The organism is Paenibacillus amylolyticus (genome assembly GCF_047302515.1).
Taxonomy (GTDB): domain Bacteria; phylum Bacillota; class Bacilli; order Paenibacillales; family Paenibacillaceae; genus Paenibacillus; species Paenibacillus amylolyticus_G.
Window position 1 is genome coordinate 6,156,938 of the sequence record NZ_CP168019.1, and the last position, 16,397, is coordinate 6,173,334.

15 protein-coding genes are annotated in these 16,397 nt (G+C 46.8%); 12 read left to right on the forward strand and 3 right to left on the reverse strand.

The genetic code is table 11. The features are described from left to right. Nucleotides 1–137: 137 nt before the first annotated feature. The 3 genes from greA (at nt 138) to rlmN (ending at nt 3,527) form a co-directional block, all read left to right on the forward strand. Nucleotides 138–614, forward strand: a complete 477-nt coding sequence (gene greA / locus ACDJ59_RS27025) for a transcription elongation factor GreA (protein WP_036612258.1) — start codon at nt 138–140, stop codon at nt 612–614. Between the two features lie 283 nt (nt 615–897). Further along, the gene (locus ACDJ59_RS27030; protein WP_076329216.1) at nt 898–2,253 is read left to right on the forward strand and encodes a sodium-dependent transporter; all 1,356 of its coding nucleotides are present in this window, start codon (nt 898–900) and stop codon (nt 2,251–2,253) included. Nucleotides 2,254–2,432: 179 nt separating this feature from the next. Continuing rightward, nucleotides 2,433–3,527, forward strand: coding sequence for a 23S rRNA (adenine(2503)-C(2))-methyltransferase RlmN (rlmN, locus tag ACDJ59_RS27035; protein WP_413406795.1), 1,095 nt, complete (start codon nt 2,433–2,435; stop codon nt 3,525–3,527). A 169-nt stretch (nt 3,528–3,696) separates the two neighbouring features. Here the strand turns inward: rlmN and ACDJ59_RS27040 are convergent, their stop codons facing one another. Then, entirely contained in the window at nt 3,697–4,137 is a 441-nt protein-coding gene (locus ACDJ59_RS27040; RefSeq protein ID WP_340907480.1) for a GNAT family N-acetyltransferase, read from the reverse strand. A 119-nt stretch (nt 4,138–4,256) separates the two neighbouring features. Here ACDJ59_RS27040 and ACDJ59_RS27045 point away from each other — a divergent pair, with 119 nt between their 5' ends. From ACDJ59_RS27045 to ACDJ59_RS27065, 5 genes are all read left to right on the forward strand, one after another. Then, nucleotides 4,257–4,763: a MarR family winged helix-turn-helix transcriptional regulator gene (locus ACDJ59_RS27045; protein ID WP_413406796.1), complete on the forward strand. Its 507-nt coding sequence runs from the start codon at nt 4,257–4,259 to the stop codon at nt 4,761–4,763. Nucleotides 4,764–4,864: 101 nt separating this feature from the next. Continuing rightward, nucleotides 4,865–5,974: a glycosyl hydrolase family 8 gene (locus ACDJ59_RS27050; protein WP_413406797.1), complete on the forward strand. Its 1,110-nt coding sequence runs from the start codon at nt 4,865–4,867 to the stop codon at nt 5,972–5,974. 128 nt (nt 5,975–6,102) lie between these two features. After that, nucleotides 6,103–6,978 carry a diguanylate cyclase domain-containing protein gene (locus ACDJ59_RS27055; RefSeq protein ID WP_413406798.1) on the forward strand — a complete coding sequence of 292 codons (876 nt, stop codon included), beginning with the start codon at nt 6,103–6,105 and terminating at the stop codon, nt 6,976–6,978. 154 nt (nt 6,979–7,132) lie between these two features. Continuing rightward, on the forward strand, nt 7,133–8,428 hold the full coding sequence (locus ACDJ59_RS27060; RefSeq protein ID WP_413406799.1) for a glycosyltransferase family 2 protein: 1,296 nt from the start codon (nt 7,133–7,135) through the stop codon (nt 8,426–8,428). 154 nt (nt 8,429–8,582) lie between these two features. Next, nucleotides 8,583–9,311: a class I SAM-dependent DNA methyltransferase gene (locus ACDJ59_RS27065; protein WP_413406800.1), complete on the forward strand. Its 729-nt coding sequence runs from the start codon at nt 8,583–8,585 to the stop codon at nt 9,309–9,311. A 191-nt stretch (nt 9,312–9,502) separates the two neighbouring features. Here the strand turns inward: ACDJ59_RS27065 and ACDJ59_RS27070 are convergent, their stop codons facing one another. Continuing rightward, entirely contained in the window at nt 9,503–10,285 is a 783-nt protein-coding gene (locus ACDJ59_RS27070; RefSeq protein WP_413406801.1) for an ABC transporter ATP-binding protein, read from the reverse strand. Nucleotides 10,286–10,363: 78 nt separating this feature from the next. After that, complete coding sequence (locus ACDJ59_RS27075) at nt 10,364–11,587, reverse strand: MFS transporter (protein ID WP_413406802.1); 1,224 nt, start codon at nt 11,585–11,587, stop codon at nt 10,364–10,366. A gap of 117 nt (nt 11,588–11,704) precedes the next feature. Between ACDJ59_RS27075 and ACDJ59_RS27080 the strand changes: the two genes are divergently transcribed. From ACDJ59_RS27080 to ACDJ59_RS27095, 4 genes are all read left to right on the forward strand, one after another. Then, nucleotides 11,705–12,508: a helix-turn-helix domain-containing protein gene (locus tag ACDJ59_RS27080; RefSeq protein ID WP_413406803.1), complete on the forward strand. Its 804-nt coding sequence runs from the start codon at nt 11,705–11,707 to the stop codon at nt 12,506–12,508. A 357-nt stretch (nt 12,509–12,865) separates the two neighbouring features. Continuing rightward, complete coding sequence (locus tag ACDJ59_RS27085) at nt 12,866–13,783, forward strand: ABC transporter permease (protein WP_240768206.1); 918 nt, start codon at nt 12,866–12,868, stop codon at nt 13,781–13,783. Nucleotides 13,784–13,812: 29 nt separating this feature from the next. After that, nucleotides 13,813–14,694 carry a carbohydrate ABC transporter permease gene (locus ACDJ59_RS27090; RefSeq protein WP_413406804.1) on the forward strand — a complete coding sequence of 294 codons (882 nt, stop codon included), beginning with the start codon at nt 13,813–13,815 and terminating at the stop codon, nt 14,692–14,694. Between the two features lie 68 nt (nt 14,695–14,762). Then, on the forward strand, nt 14,763–16,358 hold the full coding sequence (locus ACDJ59_RS27095) for an extracellular solute-binding protein (protein WP_413406805.1): 1,596 nt from the start codon (nt 14,763–14,765) through the stop codon (nt 16,356–16,358). Nucleotides 16,359–16,397: the final 39 nt, after the last annotated feature.

The following is a 16,397-nucleotide window of genomic DNA, read 5'->3' on the forward strand; positions in this document are numbered from 1 at the left end:
CTCAAGAGATGGACATGGTTTTGATGTCATTGAAATACAATATATGGATGAGCTATTTCTTTTTCCGGGGTATGCTAACCCTTTGGAGTGGATATAGGTTAGAATATAGATAGATAGCAGGATTAGGAGATGGAAAAATGGCTAATGATGAAGTGATTTTGACACAGGAAGGCTTGGAAAAGCTGGAGGACGAACTGAAGGATTTGAAGACGGTGAAGCGTAAGGAATTGGCAGCTCGTCTGAAACTCGCGATCAGTTACGGTGACCTGAAGGAAAATAGTGAGTATCATTCAGCCAAAGATGATCAGGCCTTTATGGAGACCCGGATTTTGATTCTGGAGAAGATGCTGACAAAAGCAAGAGTCATCTCTTCAGACAATATAGACTCCAACAAAGTGAGCATTGGATCCACGGTGTTGCTTAATGACATTGAGTTCGCCGAGAAGATTGAATATAAAGTGGTTGGCCCTGCCGAGGCCGATGTTGCGGATAATAAAATTTCGTACGAGAGCCCGCTGGGCAAGGAGATAATGGGCAAAGAAGTGGGCAGCGTCATTCATGTCAATGCTCCGATGGGCGTTATCAAGTACGAGTTACTCCAAATTAAAGTGTAATTCAAAAAGAGAGGTGCTCCGCAGTCATCCAAGTGGCTGAGGGGACACCTCTTTTTTATTCTATTGGGCTTTGAACGGTTGGGAATATGGATTTGTTGAAACTTCATACGGTTGGACTAACGGACTTTATCACATACTGTGTTTAAGGAACTTATGAGATGAAGATTTCCGTGTGTTTTATATGTAAAAAAATAACATTTCGACAAATTTCGAATTTCGAATGACCTGACAAGGTGAGTAGTATATAATTACGGGAAAACTTTAAAGTGATGGAGTAGATACGATGAATTTTAGTAAGCCTAATCTAGATCAAGACAACGCTGGCAAAGGAGAACGTTTCTCCCAAGCTGGATTTATCCTGGCGGCCATTGGTAGTTCGGTTGGTCTGGGCAACATGTGGAAATTCCCGTACATTACGGGGGAGAACGGAGGGGCTGCGTTTTTCCTGCTCTTCATCGTCTGTTTGCTGCTCATCGGTCTGCCAGTGCTCCTGGCTGAACTTGCGATTGGTCGCAGTGGTAGAGGTAGTGCAGCGACGGCTTTTATCAAAGCTGGTGGACATAAAGGTTGGCTCGCAGCCGGATTGTTGCAAGTATTGACGCCGTTTATCATCCTGTCCTTTTATGTCATTATTGCAGGCTGGACCCTGCAATATGCAATTACGTCATTCAGTGGCACATTGTTTAACAATCCGGATTATGCCGGACAGTTCGATTCCTTCATAGGTGGCTATATGCCGATTGTATGGCAACTGGTTGCGGTTCTAATTACAGGCTGGATTGTAGCCAAAGGAGTATCCAACGGAATCGAAAAGTTCAACAAGGTACTGATTCCGGCGATGTTGGTGCTGCTTATTATCCTGATGATCCGTGCAGTTACATTGCCGGGTGCAGGAGCTGGGGTATCCTTCTTCCTGAATCCGGACTTCTCACAGCTTACAACTGAATCTGCACTGGTGGCGCTTGGGCATGCCTTCTTCTCCTTGTCACTTGGGATGGGTATTCTTGTAACCTACGGTTCGTATGTGGATAAAAATCAATCGCTCGGTGCGGCAACCGTCGCTGTCGGTGCAGGTGACCTCATCTATGCGTTCATTGCGGGTCTGATCATCTTCCCAACAACATTCTCGTTTGGTATTGCACCGGACCAAGGACCGTCACTGATCTTCGTGGCACTTCCGGCGGCCTTCTCGGCGATGCCACTTGGCTTCTTGTTTGGCGGACTGTTCTTCATCCTGTTGGCTATTGCGGCATTAACGTCAGCAGTATCCTTGCTGGAAGTTCCGGTGAAATATTTCATGGAACGTCTGTCCTGGAGCCGCAGTCGTGCGGTATGGGTTATTTCGCTAGCGGTCTTCATCGTGGGACTTCCTTCGGTATTGTCGCTCGGCTTGCTGCCTGAATGGACGATTGGGTCGAAGAGTGTGTTCGACTGGATGGACTTTGTAGCATCCAACATCCTGCTGCCTGTAGGTGGACTGCTTGTAACGATTTTTGCCGGATACTTCTGGAAAACGGCTGCGGAAGCTTCCGGCCTGCGTTCCGGATGGTTCCGGGTGTGGCTGTTCATGCTGCGTTACGTAGCTCCGATCCTGGTTCTGCTGGTTCTACTGCACACATCCGGTATCATTCACTTCTAATGGTAACAGCCCGATAGGGTGAAATATGGTCTGTTGTGCAGATTTACCATGGATAAAACCTCTTGGAAGAAATGCAAAAGCCCTTGTTTTCCCTCGTCAATTTTGGGACAATACGGAGTAGAGGTTTTTTGGGTAGGACCGATAAGCCATATGCTTTTTTGCGAAAAGAGGATTATACAATGAACAAATCATCCATATATGGATTAACATTAGAGCAATTACGTTCCTGGCTACCGGAGCATGGGCAGAAAAAATCCCGTGCATCCCGGATCTGGGAATGGTTATATCACGAGCGTGTACACGATTTTCCCGCGATGTCCGATGTCCGTCAAGAATGTCTGGATGTTCTTTCCGAGCATTTCACAATGAACTCGCTGAGCGAACATGTGAAGCAGGAATCGGCAGATGGTACTGTGAAATTTTTGCTTCGGATGCAGGACGGCAACCTGATTGAGACGGTATTGATGCGGCAAAAATATGGACTTACCGTCTGTGTGACCACACAAGTGGGCTGTAACATTGGCTGTAGCTTCTGTGCGAGCGGCCTGATCAAGAAGAGCCGAGACCTGACCGCTGGAGAGATTGTGGAACAGATTATGCATGTGCAGCGACATCTGGATGCAGCGGGTCAAGACGAGCGGGTAACCAACGTGGTTGTGATGGGGATTGGGGAACCATTCGACAACTTCCAGCACATGAGTGATTTCATCGAAGTCATCAAGGATCGCAAAGGACTGGCACTTGCCGCCAAACGGATTACTGTGTCCACGAGTGGCCTTCCGGACAAAATCAAGGAATTTGCAGACAGCAGTCTGCAAGTTAACCTGGCGATCTCTCTGCATGCACCTAATAATGAACTGCGTACACACATCATGAAAATCAACCGGGCTTTCCCAATTGAGCAATTGATGGATGCGGTGGATTATTATTTGGCTACAACGAACAAACGCATCATGTTTGAGTACATCCTGTTACGTGATGTTAACGATCAACGTGAGCATGCCGCGGAGCTCGCTGAACTGTTGTCCAGTCGCAGAAGTATGGTCAGTGTAAACCTGATCCCATACAACCCGGTGGATGAACACAGTCAGTATCAACGGAGTACAGAAGAATCGATTCTGGGCTTCTATGATACGCTCAAAAAGAACAACATCAACTCCACTGTACGTATGGAACATGGTACGGATATCGATGCTGCCTGCGGACAGTTGCGCAGTAAACAAATGAAGAACAACGCTGTCGAATCCGAACCAGGCCGTCTGGCACTGGGATAAGATACAACGCGGAGCTGGCAAGTAAGTTAGGATACTTGGTTGTATAATTAGTGCCTGTACTTTGTCCGTGCCACCTACCGTTGTTGAGTTCGCGAATGCGTTGCCTGAATGCAAAACGCCTCTGTATATCACTGAGAAGTGATAACGGAGGCGTTTTTTTGGAATGTCATTATTTCAGTTTTTTGGTCATCAGCAGATGGGGGATGCCATCTTCCATAAATACTTCCGACGCGGGTGCGTATCCGAGACGTTCGTAGAACCCGGAAGCTTGTACCTGTGCGTGCAGTTTGGCTTTCTCAAGACCATCAGCAACAGCCATCTGCTCCAGCTTGTCGATCAGCACACGGCCCAGGCCGTGTTTGCGGTAATCAAGCATGACACAGATCCGTTCCAATTTGGCGACCTGTTCCACAATGCGCAGTCTGGAGGAAGCAGCAGGCACACCGTCTACGTAGAGCAGAATGTGGCGCGCCTCCGCGTCTAATGTATCATAAGCATCGAATTCGTCCGCTGCGGGTACGCCTTGTTCTTCGACGAAAATAGCAGTACGAATGGCGAAGCAAGCATCGAGCAATTCCTGATTAGTAACTTCAACAATCGTTGTATTCATGAATGTTTCTCCTTTGAGTGATCGTAATGTTATCCTGACGTGATAAACTGGTACATAACAGGAATGTGGAACGAATCTCGTTCTTTTCAACTGTAGTTATACCATCAATTATGTTGCGAATGCAACAATTTTATAGGGGCGTGAGTGTGTTGACTGAGAAAAAAGAAGTGCTGCGTGAAATTGGTATGATTGCCCGCTGTCTGGATTCAATCAGTAATGTCGAGTTTCAGCATCTGAACCTGTCCCGTGGACAATATCTATATCTGTATCGAATCTGCGAGAATCCGGGCATTATTCCGAATCAGCTTGCTGAACTGATCAAAGTGGATCGCACGACGGCCGCCAGAGCTATTAGCAAACTCGAATCCGATGGATTCATTATTAAACAGCCAGCAATGGGTAATAAGAAGAATAAGGTGTTGTATCCCACCGAAGCTGGGCTGGAAGCATGGGAATTCATTCGTAAAGAGGGCGTACATTCGGATCAGGTGACGCTGGATGGTCTGACGGAGGAGGAGATCGAGACCGCGGTCATGCTTCTCCGTCGAATGCGCCATAATATCGAGGTGGACTGGAAATTTGTCAAAAAGGGTGGACGACGATCCTACATGGATATCTCGGAATGAACAGAGGAACGATTCTTAACCCCTCCATCCCAGACTCTAGCCGAACCTATCTAAAGGATAAGAGCCATTATGCCAGAGAAACATCAGTGCAGGAGGGAGCCATGAAACGGGTAAACCGGAAAAGGCTAACGTGGTGGATCATATTGTCAGTCAGTATCACGGCAGCGTTAACTATTTTTGTGAAGGAGCGGTTCGTGATGAATGAATCATCCCCTACGGTATCCTTTGTTCAAGATCATATGATTAATCCTAATGGTACAATTGCGACCTATTTGCAAGATGCTACCTCAGAGAGAGCGGACATCGTAGCAGGCAGAGAGGCTTTATCTGAGTCACTTGGTCTTTGGATGCAATATGCTGTAGCCAAGAATGATCAGGCGTTATTCGAGGAAAGCTATGAACTGCTGACCACCTATTTCCTCATGCCGCAAAAATATATTGCCTGGAAGCTGGATGCCAAAGGTGATTCTCAAGTGACTACCAACGCGCTTGGCGATGATTTTAGAATTGTGGGTGCTTTATTAAAGGCAGCAGATCAATGGAAACAAGGAAGAGAAGCCAAACTGGAAACAGCTTCGGAAATATCCCGTACACTTTCGCAATCGGTTCAGAATAAAGGATATTATGTTGATTTTCACGATTTTGCGAGTGGTCACTCCACAGATACATTAAGCCTGGTTTATGTTGATCTCCCGTCTCTTCAATTGATGGAAAAACATCAGATGGTGGAACCGGGAACCTATGCCAAGTACGAATCCATGCTGAAAAGTATGCCGGATGATGGGTTGTTTTACCCGAAAACATTCAATGTGGCGACGAAAACGTATACATATGATGATACGGTGAATCTGATCGATCAGCTAATCGTAGCGAACCATCTAACTGCGACCAGCCGGAAACCGGAAAAGCTCATTGCTTTTTTGAAAAAAGAGTTCAACACCCGGCATCAGCTGCCCGGACAGTATAAGCGAGAATCACGCACACCTGCCGTTTCTTATGAATCTTCCTCGGTATATGGCCTCGCCATCTTACTTGCTGTTCGTTCAGGTGATCCAAAATGGGCCAAACAGTTGTATAACCATATGACTACGTTGCGTGGTCAGGACTCTCGTTATCCAGGTGGATATGTATTTGACGGTAACACACATCTGTTTGATAATCTTTTTCCTTTATTGGGAGAAGTTAATTTACAGAAAAACATTAAAAAGTAAGTATTTTGTAATTTAATGAATTCTGCAATGTGTTAGCATAGATTTGTCTAATCATGTCATAAATTGTTGCGATATAAAAGAAGTGAGGTTGAACAAGAGTTCTATAAATTCAACGGAGAGAAGGAACTATGAGGAATAAAGCACCTACCCGCCGTATTGCATGGGGATATGCCCTTTTAATTGGACTAGCTCTCATGCAGCAACTGATGATTTATCTTAAAGTGTACATGGATCAGAGCTACACTACAGGGGATATGTTTTTTAGTATCGTGTCGCTAGGTGCCTTGGTCTTTGGTCTTTTTCTGCCTGTTGGTGTATCCGTCGTGACGGGGTTTGTATATCTGGTCTCTTATTTTGTGTGGCTTGTTACTTATGCTGATGCTAATGTGCTTGTGTTCTCCTGGTGGTTGCTCATCCCTGCCAACGTTGCCGTGGCTGCGTTCATCAAGGCAAGTCTGCTGCGCAGTGCGCGTGTAGTGGAACGTCTCCAGGATATGCAGGACCGTAACCCGGAAATCGATCTGGATACCACGCTGGGTAATAAGGGAGCTCTGGCAGATACGTTAATCAAACATAGTAACCTTGCTCGTCGGTACTCCGAAAAGTATGGATTCAGCATTGCCATGTTCAAGATTGAATTCTTGCCACTTGTGATGGAATCTCTCGGTTCTGTCCGGTATGCACAATTCCTGCTTGAAATCTCGGGTACTATTCAGAAGCAGATTCGGTATGAGGACTATAAATTTTTCGTGGATCGTGGGCGATTTGTCATCATATGTCCAATGGTGAATGTGGAATATCTTCCACTTCTTACACAGCGGATCAAAAAAGCCATCATGGATATTCATATTATTGATAAAAAGGGAAATGAGCTGCAAACGGTGATACGCTCTGGTGCTCTGGTATTCCAAAAGGAGCAATTCAGCAAGTACGAGGACATTGACGCGGTTATTGCCGCCCTTGAACGAAACACAGAGACCGATCTCATCGGTGAGTATATATAACGGAAGGAGAGAGGCGCTGTGGACTATATGTCCTGGTTCATCCCGATCTGTATCGCCGTCAGTTCTTTATTTGCGGTATTCACGATTTGGTTAACAACTGCAACCCTTCGCTTTCGGTCGAAAGTTATTCGCAAGTATGATCGGAGGAAAGTAAGTGGCTGATTTTATTTTAATATTATCCATATTCAGTATCTGGATTGCCGTATTCGAGTCGATTGTTATTATGGCAGGTGCGATTCGTTTTATTAATAAACAGGACAAAAAAGGGATTCAGATCCCTGAAAATATGGATCATTATCCAACAGTCACGGTCATGGTACCTGCGCATAACGAGGGTCTGGTCATTGTTGCGACGGTAGAGCATATTCTGCGCCTGAATTATCCGGAGGATAAAGTTCAGGTCATCGTGATCGCGGATAACTGTACAGATGATACGGCAGAGAAGCTGAGATCATTCCTCAGTCAGACCAGTTATATGCATCGCAATGTGAAGGTAATGGAGCGAAAAGGAACAGGTGGCAAGTCCGGGGCACTAAATGACGGAATGGAAATTGCCACGGGCGATTGGATCTGTATCTTCGATGCAGATGCCGCACCTGAACGGAATTCATTAATGTTTTTGACCCAAAAATCGCTTGAGAACCCTGAACAATATGGCGTGGTTTTTGGCAGAAACAAAGCACGCAACAGAGGACAGAATTTCCTCTCCAAATGCATCAATCTGGAGATTATCACTTCGCAACGTGTGTATCACACGGGTCTGTGGGAATTGTTTCAGCTTGGTTCCATCCCGGGAACGAATTACATTATCAAAACCGAGTTGATCCGGGAGATTGGCGGCTGGGATGTGACAGCTATTACAGAAGATACTGCGCTATCATTTGAGATTTTGAATCGCGGACAGTTTGTGGCGCTTGCGCCGCAAGCGGAAGCCTATCAGCAGGAGCCGGAACAGCTTAGTGTATACATGAAGCAGCGCGAACGCTGGGCCAAGGGGAACTACCAGGTGGTACTGGATAATATCCATAACCTGTTTAACCGTTCCAGTTGGCGTAATAAGTTGCTGGTCATCTATTATGCCGTCAGTTATTTCTGGTTTATGCTTGCGATCATTGTATCGGATATTATTTTTCTCGTGAATCTGGTCTATCAGGTCATTGCGATATTTAAACCAGAGGTAAGCTCACCGTTCCAGTTTGCCGGCGATGCGTATGTGTTCCTGGTCATTGGCTGGGCACTCATGTACTTTATTTATGTGTTACAGATCAATCTGGCACTTGCCGCAGATATTGGACAGAGCAATACTCGTAATTTTATCTATGCCTGCGTATCCTATTTCACGTATGCACAGTTGTTCATCCTGATCTCGATCAAGGCTTTCTACTCCTTGATCATGGACAAGATTCGGAAACGCGAAAGCAAATGGTACAAAACAGAACGTTTTGGCTAAGCGGCGTAAATGTTATAAGTGTAAGGCAGAAAGGTTGTTTGCTAGAGAACTCCAGACAACAGCCTTTTTTGTTATAGCCAGACCCATCCATATTCTGTATACTCTTACAGGCTGTAAATAGGAAGTATGCTTATCCAAAATGGAGGGTCACGGAATGCAGGACAGAGGATCGGATTTTTACGATGATCAGGCGAACTTTGAGAAGTATATGGAACGTCGCAAGTGGCAGGAGAACGCCAATGATACATTGGAGAAGCCGGTGATGCTGGAGTTGATTGGAGATGTTACCGGCAAGAACATACTGGACCTTGGTTGTGGGGATGCAAGGTTCGCCGCAGAATTGATGAGTCGGGAGCGCGAAGGTGCGACGTATACGGGAATTGAAGGTTCTGTGAATATGATTCAGGCAGCTAACGAATCGGTAAAAGGATTAAATGCCCGGATTGAGCAAGCGTTCATGGAAGACTGGACCTACCCGGCCGGAGCGTACGATCTGGTTATATCAAGACTGGCTGTTCACTATATTGAAGATGTGGAGAGCCTGTTCCGCAACATATACAATACTTTGAAAGAGAACGGGACATTTGTATTCTCGGTAGAACATCCTGTGATCACGTCCACACTGCAACCCTCCGGCACTCGGACGGATTGGGTGGTTGATCAGTATTTTGTAGAAGGATATCGGGAGCAGCAGTGGCTGGGTGGTTCTGTGAAAAAGATGCATCGTTCCATTGAATCATACTTTATGGCATTGCAGCGTGCAGGGTTCCGTGTAGAGCATTTACGCGAGTCGGCACCACAACGTGCCTATTTTGTAAACGAGGAAACTTATCTGCGCAGGCAGCGCATTCCGTTGTTTCTGTTCCTGGCTGCACGGAAATAGATCGTGGAGAAGAATATAGATAGATACAGCTAAGTTATACTCATAAATTAGAAAGTTCTACACAGAAAACGGTGGATAACACTAGATATAGGAGTAAAAAGCCCGAAATCTATCCACATGTGGATAAGATATCGGGCTTTTTACTGTTAAGTTTCTTCACCTATGTTACGTTTGCTGTGTATAACCCGCAATTATGAATCCGCCGCAGCTCTGACATAGACGCGATCCCCGTGCCGATCCACTTCCACAGGTGCCTCGAAGAAGTCGCTAAGCACTTCTGTGTTCATCAGCTCGCTAGTTAATCCGCTATGGACTATTTCACCCCGGCGAAGCAGGAGGCTGTGAGTAAAGACAGGCAATATTTCTTCGGTATGATGGGTGACATAGATGAGTGACGGGCTATCGGGACGCTGTGATAATTCACGGATGCTATCCAGCAGTCGCTCTCTTGAGAACAGATCCAGTCCATTGCAAGGCTCGTCCAGAATGAGTACGCGTGGATTGGCCATCAGTGCTCGGGCAATGAGAAGTTTCTGTTTCTCGCCTTGAGAGCAGGTGCGATATTCGCGATTCCACAGGTGCTGACAGCCCAGCGTTTGCATCAATTCCTGTGCCTGATCCAGATCATCATCCGATAACTTGTCATACAGGCCAATGGTGGCATGTTTGCCGCTGATCACGACATACTGCGTGCGGTCTGTGCCATGCAATTTCTCTTGCAGAGATGAACTGACCCAGCCGATGGATTTGCGAAGCTGTCTCAGATCCACATCCCCATATTCATGGCCTAACACGAATATCTTGCCTTCGGTCGGCCAGAGATACCCGGTGATCATGTTCAGGAGTGTTGTTTTTCCGGAGCCATTCAGGCCAAGCAACGCCCAGTGTTCACCGTCATTCACTTGCCAGCTTACATCGTTCAGCAGGGTAAGTGGTCCCCTTTTCCAAGTGACATGCTGTACATCAATAATCATGCGTTATTCCTTCCTTCTGTTATCCTCAATTCTCCTAGGTGTATTGTAGTCACAAAATCAGTGAGGTTTCAACGGTTATCACGCTGTTCTTGGTTGGTCCTTGCGCAGAAATACAGCACACACACCAAGCAGTGGCAAAAACGAACATAACTTGATAACAAACGCAATGCTGGTCACGTCAATTAAGGAACCTAACACAACCGAGCCAAGTCCAGCCATTCCGAACGACAGGCCAAAAAACAATCCGGATACCGTTCCAATATGACGAGGAAGCAATTCCTGTGCATAAACAATGATGACGCTGAAGCCGGACATCAAGATTAGTCCAATCATTCCGCATAATACCATGGACAAGACCGGTCCTGCATAAGGTAGCAACAGGGAAAACGGTGCAGTGCCTGCAATGGAGAACCAGATCATCGGTTTGCGTCCGTAGCGGTCAGCGAGTGGACCGCCGAGCAAGGTTCCGACCATGCCTGCAAATTGCAAAATAAACAGACAGATCTGTGCCTGGGAGAGAGGCAAGTCATATGCATCGGCATAATAGAAGGCGTAGTAACCGGTCATGCCTGCAATATATACGAATTTGGAGAATAACAGCAGGATGAGAATTCCCATTGTAAAAGCGATGAATCCCCTGCTCACAGGCCGAGCTACTGGCTCTGCGCCACTTGATTTTAGAGGGCGTTGCTGACGAATGTGAGTCTCGGCAAGCTTGTCTCTGTACCAACGACTGACCAAAGACTGAATGAAGATGCCGATAAGGGCAAAGCCCATCAGCCATAGAAAACTACGCTGCCCATGTGGCAGCAGGATGAAGGCGACCAGTAATGGAGCAATGGCCTGTCCTGTGTTGCCTCCCACCTGGAAGATTGACTGCGCCATTCCTCGTCCACGGCCGGCTGCCATATGAGCCACGCGTGAGGATTCGGGGTGGAGGATGGATGAGCCTATGCCAATCAATGCTGCCGCAACAAGCAACATCCATAACTCGGAAGACAAGGCTAAGCCGAGAACACCGATCAGGGAGAATAACATGCCTCCGGGAAGCAGGATCGGCATGGGCTTACGGTCTGACATATAACCGACCAGTGGCTGAAGGACAGATGCGGTAATATTCAGGGTGAAGGCAATCCAGCCCATCTGGGCGAAGCTGAGCTGCATGGTCTGCTGGAATAACGGGAAAGCAGACGGAACGACTGTCTGCATCGCATCATTCAGCAGATGGGCGAAGCTGACTCCGGCAAGTGCCCAATTGGCGGAGGAGTTGATTTGCATTTTGCTTAAAGTGGCCTGAGCCATGGGAGATCACCTCGAATTATTTTTTTCTATGATAAAAGATGGGGGAAGATCATGTCTTTGTGAAAAGTGCTTGGAAAGTGAGCACGATTTGCTATAATGTCAGCAGGTGAGCAAACGATGGAATTAAACATGACGCTAAATGGGTTGGAATTATGGAAAGCTACCGGAGGGTTTGCGAATGAGCCGCATGTACATGACGACTGGTATCAGCTAACGCTGCCGGTCAGAGGCCAATGTCATCTGGTACAGGAACGGCATGCATACCCGCTAAAAGCAGGCATAGGGATTATTGCTCATCCCCAGACTGAGCATTATTTTGAGATAGGGTCGGATTCGGCTGTCATTGTGATCAAGTTCCGTAAACCGCCATTAGGCAGTTTCGAAGATGCGGGGTTAGGTGGGGCACGAGCTGAGTTTCGACCTACCCAGACATTTGATCCTGCGGAGATCAGCAGTCTGTTTCGAGGCTGGAATTCCATTTTGTTAGATGATGTGCCCGAAATGCTGCAAGTGCAGGAAACAGAACTGGCGGTTGAGAGGTATCTAAGGCGTATGTTGACGGGGCAGGAAAATGGAACAAGGACTGTAAATCCCGGTACATTCATGGACCCTCATCTCCAACGAGTGCTGGATTACATTCACAGTGCCTACACAGGTCCAATGGATATTGATTCGATGGCGATGGTCGCGCATCAGAGCCGGTATCATTTTATGCGTTCTTTCAAGGCTCTTACGGGAACAACACCGTATCAATATTTGCTGAATTTGCGCGTAGAAGAAGCGTCCAGGAGGCTTCGCCATACAACGGATTCAGTGACCACAATCAGTTATGAACTGGGATTTTCCAGCGTCAGTCAGTTTTACAGAGCCTTTCAGCGAGTGTATGTTATGACACCGATGGAATATCGGAATCACATTTAGATTTTAACGGGCAGTCTCGCGTATGCGAGACTGTATTTTAGTACGTTACAGCATGTCACTGATTTTTGTTGTTGCCAAACATTGAAGACTTTGCTAAGATGGGAAAAAGTTTATGTAAGCGTATACATTTAGATTAAAATTACAACGTTGTAATTATGGTTATGGCAAGTATTTAAAAGAAATAAATACGGTGTAAGGAGGACTATTTCAAATTAGTTATCTCGTTATTACGCAGAATGATATAGGTTGTTACAAAATGTGAATGAGATGAATAACAAATACGTCAGTGGAATGACAGTTCCTTTTTATTCAAAAATTCAAACGTTGTAATTATGTAGCGAAGGGGAGTGTTTCACGTTGAAAAAACGCATGTCCACGCTGTTCAGCCTGATCAGACGGGATAAGTATTTGCTACTGATGTTTTCGCCTATCTTTCTGTATTACCTCATCTTCATGTACCTTCCGATGCCTGGCGTGTTATTGGCATTTCGTAATTTCTTGCCGGGGCAGGGCATGCTCAGCGGGGAATGGGTGGGACTGCGCTGGTTCGAACAGTTTGTGAATTCCATTTACTTCTGGCGACTGCTGCGTAACACATTTTTGCTCGCCTTCCTGCCACTCCTGTTTGGTTTCTCCATTCCGATTTTATTCGCTGTTTGCATCGTGGAGATCAAGAACCGCACATTCAAGCGATTTGCCCAGACGGTTACGTACCTTCCTCACTTCATCTCCACTGTTGTTGTAGCTGGCATGATTATTAACTTCCTGTCACCAACAGACGGTATTGTGAACACCCTCATCGCGAGTCTTGGCATGGAAAAAGTGAACTTCATGATGGATGCGAGCTGGTTCCGTACCATCTTCACAAGTTCCGACATCTGGCAGAGCTTTGGCTTCAGCTCCATCATCTACATTGCAGCCATTATGGGGATCGACCCCGAGATGTATGATTCCGGCAAAATTGACGGCGTCAACAAATTCCAGGAGCTATGGCACCTCACCCTTCCCAGTATCAAACCAACCATTGTCATTCTTCTGCTTCTGTCGCTTGGCGGCATTATGAGTGTAGGTTTCGAGAAAGTATATCTGCTCTACAACGGAGCCACCTACGAAACGGCAGATGTCCTGTCCACCTATGTATACCGGATGGGGATTGAGGGCCAGAATTACGGCTTCGCCACAGCGGTTGGCCTGTTCAACTCCGTGATCACCTTTGTCCTAGTGTTTGCTGCCAATTCCATGACCCGCCGCCTGACCAAGATGTCACTCTGGTAAGACTATAACCCGGACCAAAGGAGACCTGTATGCAAAAATCGAGAAGTGATCGTTTGTTCTACGGATGTGTCTACCTGCTGACCATACTGGCGGTTGTTATCACGTTGTATCCCTTTCTGTACGTCATTAGCATTTCATTCAGCTCGGTGGATGCCATCGACAAACAAAAAGTTGTATTGTGGCCCGTTGGGTTTACCCTGTCAGGTTACCAAATGGTACTGCAATACAAGGAGTTATGGGTTTCGTTCTACAACACCCTCTGGTACACCGTGGTAGGCACACTATTGAACATTGTGGCAACATGTCTTGCCGCGTTTCCATTATCCAGACAGCAGTTTTTCTTACGTCGCAAGCTGAATTTCTTCATCGCCTTCACCATGTATTTCTCGGGTGGACTCATTCCGGTTTACATGCTGATCACCTCGCTTGGACTGTACAACACTCGCTGGGTTATGGTGCTGCCTGTGCTGGTGATTACGTTTAACGTCATGATCTGCCGCTCAGCTTTCGAAGGCATTCCAAATGAAATTTTCGAAAGTGCCAGTATAGACGGGGCCAACGAGATGACGATGCTGTATCGTCTGGCGGTTCCGATCATCAAGCCAACACTGGCTGTGCTCACGCTGTACTATGCGGTATTCCACTGGAACAACTTTTTCACGGCCCTATTATATCTGGGCAAACAGGATATGCAGCCCTTACAGATGTTCCTGCGAAGGGTGCTGATCATGGCTTCGCCGGAAGTGATGCAGAAGATGGGCGGTACGATGACATCTGGTGCGTTGGCGGTCTCCTCCCTTCAGGTTCGTTATGTATCCATTGTGGTCAGCATTCTACCTATTGTTACGATCTACCCGTTTATCCAACGGTACTTCGTTAAGGGGATCACCCTCGGAGCCGTGAAAGGATAGCTTTTATTGCTTAAGTGTCATGTCATTCAAGGGAGTTCAAAATGGTTCATACCAAGGAGGAATGATGGATGAGATTTAAAGGGGCAGGAAGAAAAAGTGTAATCGCAGCGATACTGGCAATCAGCCTGGCAGGATGTAGCGGCGGAACAGGGGCGGGAACTGATGCGGGGAGCACCCCGTCCAGTTCGGAGCCAGCCTTCAATTATACCGGAGCAGGGCCGGTGACGGATCAACAAGATGCCAAGCTGTCTATTCTCGGCACCAACGCTTGGACGACCAATGTGGACTTGTCCACCGCAGCTATCGTTAAGAAAATTGAGAGCAACGCCGGTGTAACGGTGGATTGGGATCTGATTCCGCCGCAGAACTATGCGGATGCCGTAAATCCGAGACTGGCTGCTGGTACCGGCTTGCCCGATATCGTGTACCTGCCGGATCAGGATCAGCTGATGAAGTACATTAACAGCGGTCTATTCATTCCGATTAATGAACTGGTAGAGAAGTACGGCGTGAATCTCAAAAAAATATATGAAAAGTCGCCTTCGGTCAAAGCCAGTTTAACAACGCCAGATGGTAAAATGTATTATATCCCGCAGCAGACGTTAACCCGAAACTACATGCCTGTATTTATGGTCAATGTGCGCTGGCTTGATAAGCTGGGATTAAGCGAGCCGACCACGCTGGATGAATTTACGGCGATGCTGCGCAAATTCAAGACAGATGACCCGAACGGCAACGGAAAAGCCGATGAGATTCCGCTGTCCATGGAAGCAAAATTTGTGTCAATGGCCTTTGGCCCCGCGTTTGGACTTGACCTGTCCAACCAGTTCTATGCAGACGATCAGGGCAAAGTACATTTCAGCTATTATGAGCCTACCTATAAGGAGTACTTGACCTATCTGAACGGACTGTACAAGGAAGGTCTGCTTGGGGTTGATTATGCGAGTACCACGAGTGATCAGGTCACGTCGCGCATCTCTCAGGATGTGACGGGAGCAACGTTTAATTTTAGCTGGTATATGTCGATGGTCTACAGTCCGTTGTTCAAGGATTACAATCCAGAAGAGCCAATCATCAAAGGCATTTTACCACTGAAAGGACCGCATGGGGATCAGTTCTATGTAGGACGTACACCAGTGAGTGGCATCTTTGGCATTACACGTGATAGTAAAAATCCGGAACTTGCTTTCCGCTTCCTGGATTATGCCGTAAGTGAGGAAGCACAGACGTATTATACGTGGGGCATCAAGGATGACACGTATACAGAAGAGAACGGCGTGAAGACATTTACGGACAAAGGCAAGGACAATGAATACATTCAGAAGCTCGGCATTGGTCCGGTGAATCTGCCGAACATTCAATCCACCGATTCTGCTGATTCCGTCGTAGCCCCTTGGCATGCAAAGATGGATAAAGAACTGGAGCCGTATGTGCGCGAACCGTTCCCGTTTGTCTATGCCCTGCCGGATGAAGCGAGCGTGGAAAGCATGGCGATGCCTGACATCACCACATATGTGGAAGAGATGAACTTTAAGTTTATTAGCGGGGACGCCAGTCTGGACCAGTTTGACAGTTATATTGAGACGTTGAAGAAGATGAATATAGAGCAGGTTATTGCGGGCAGACAGGCACAATATGATCGTTATAAATCTGCACAGAAATAAGAAATAGGGTTTTAGGCGTATGAGAGGTGTTGATTGATT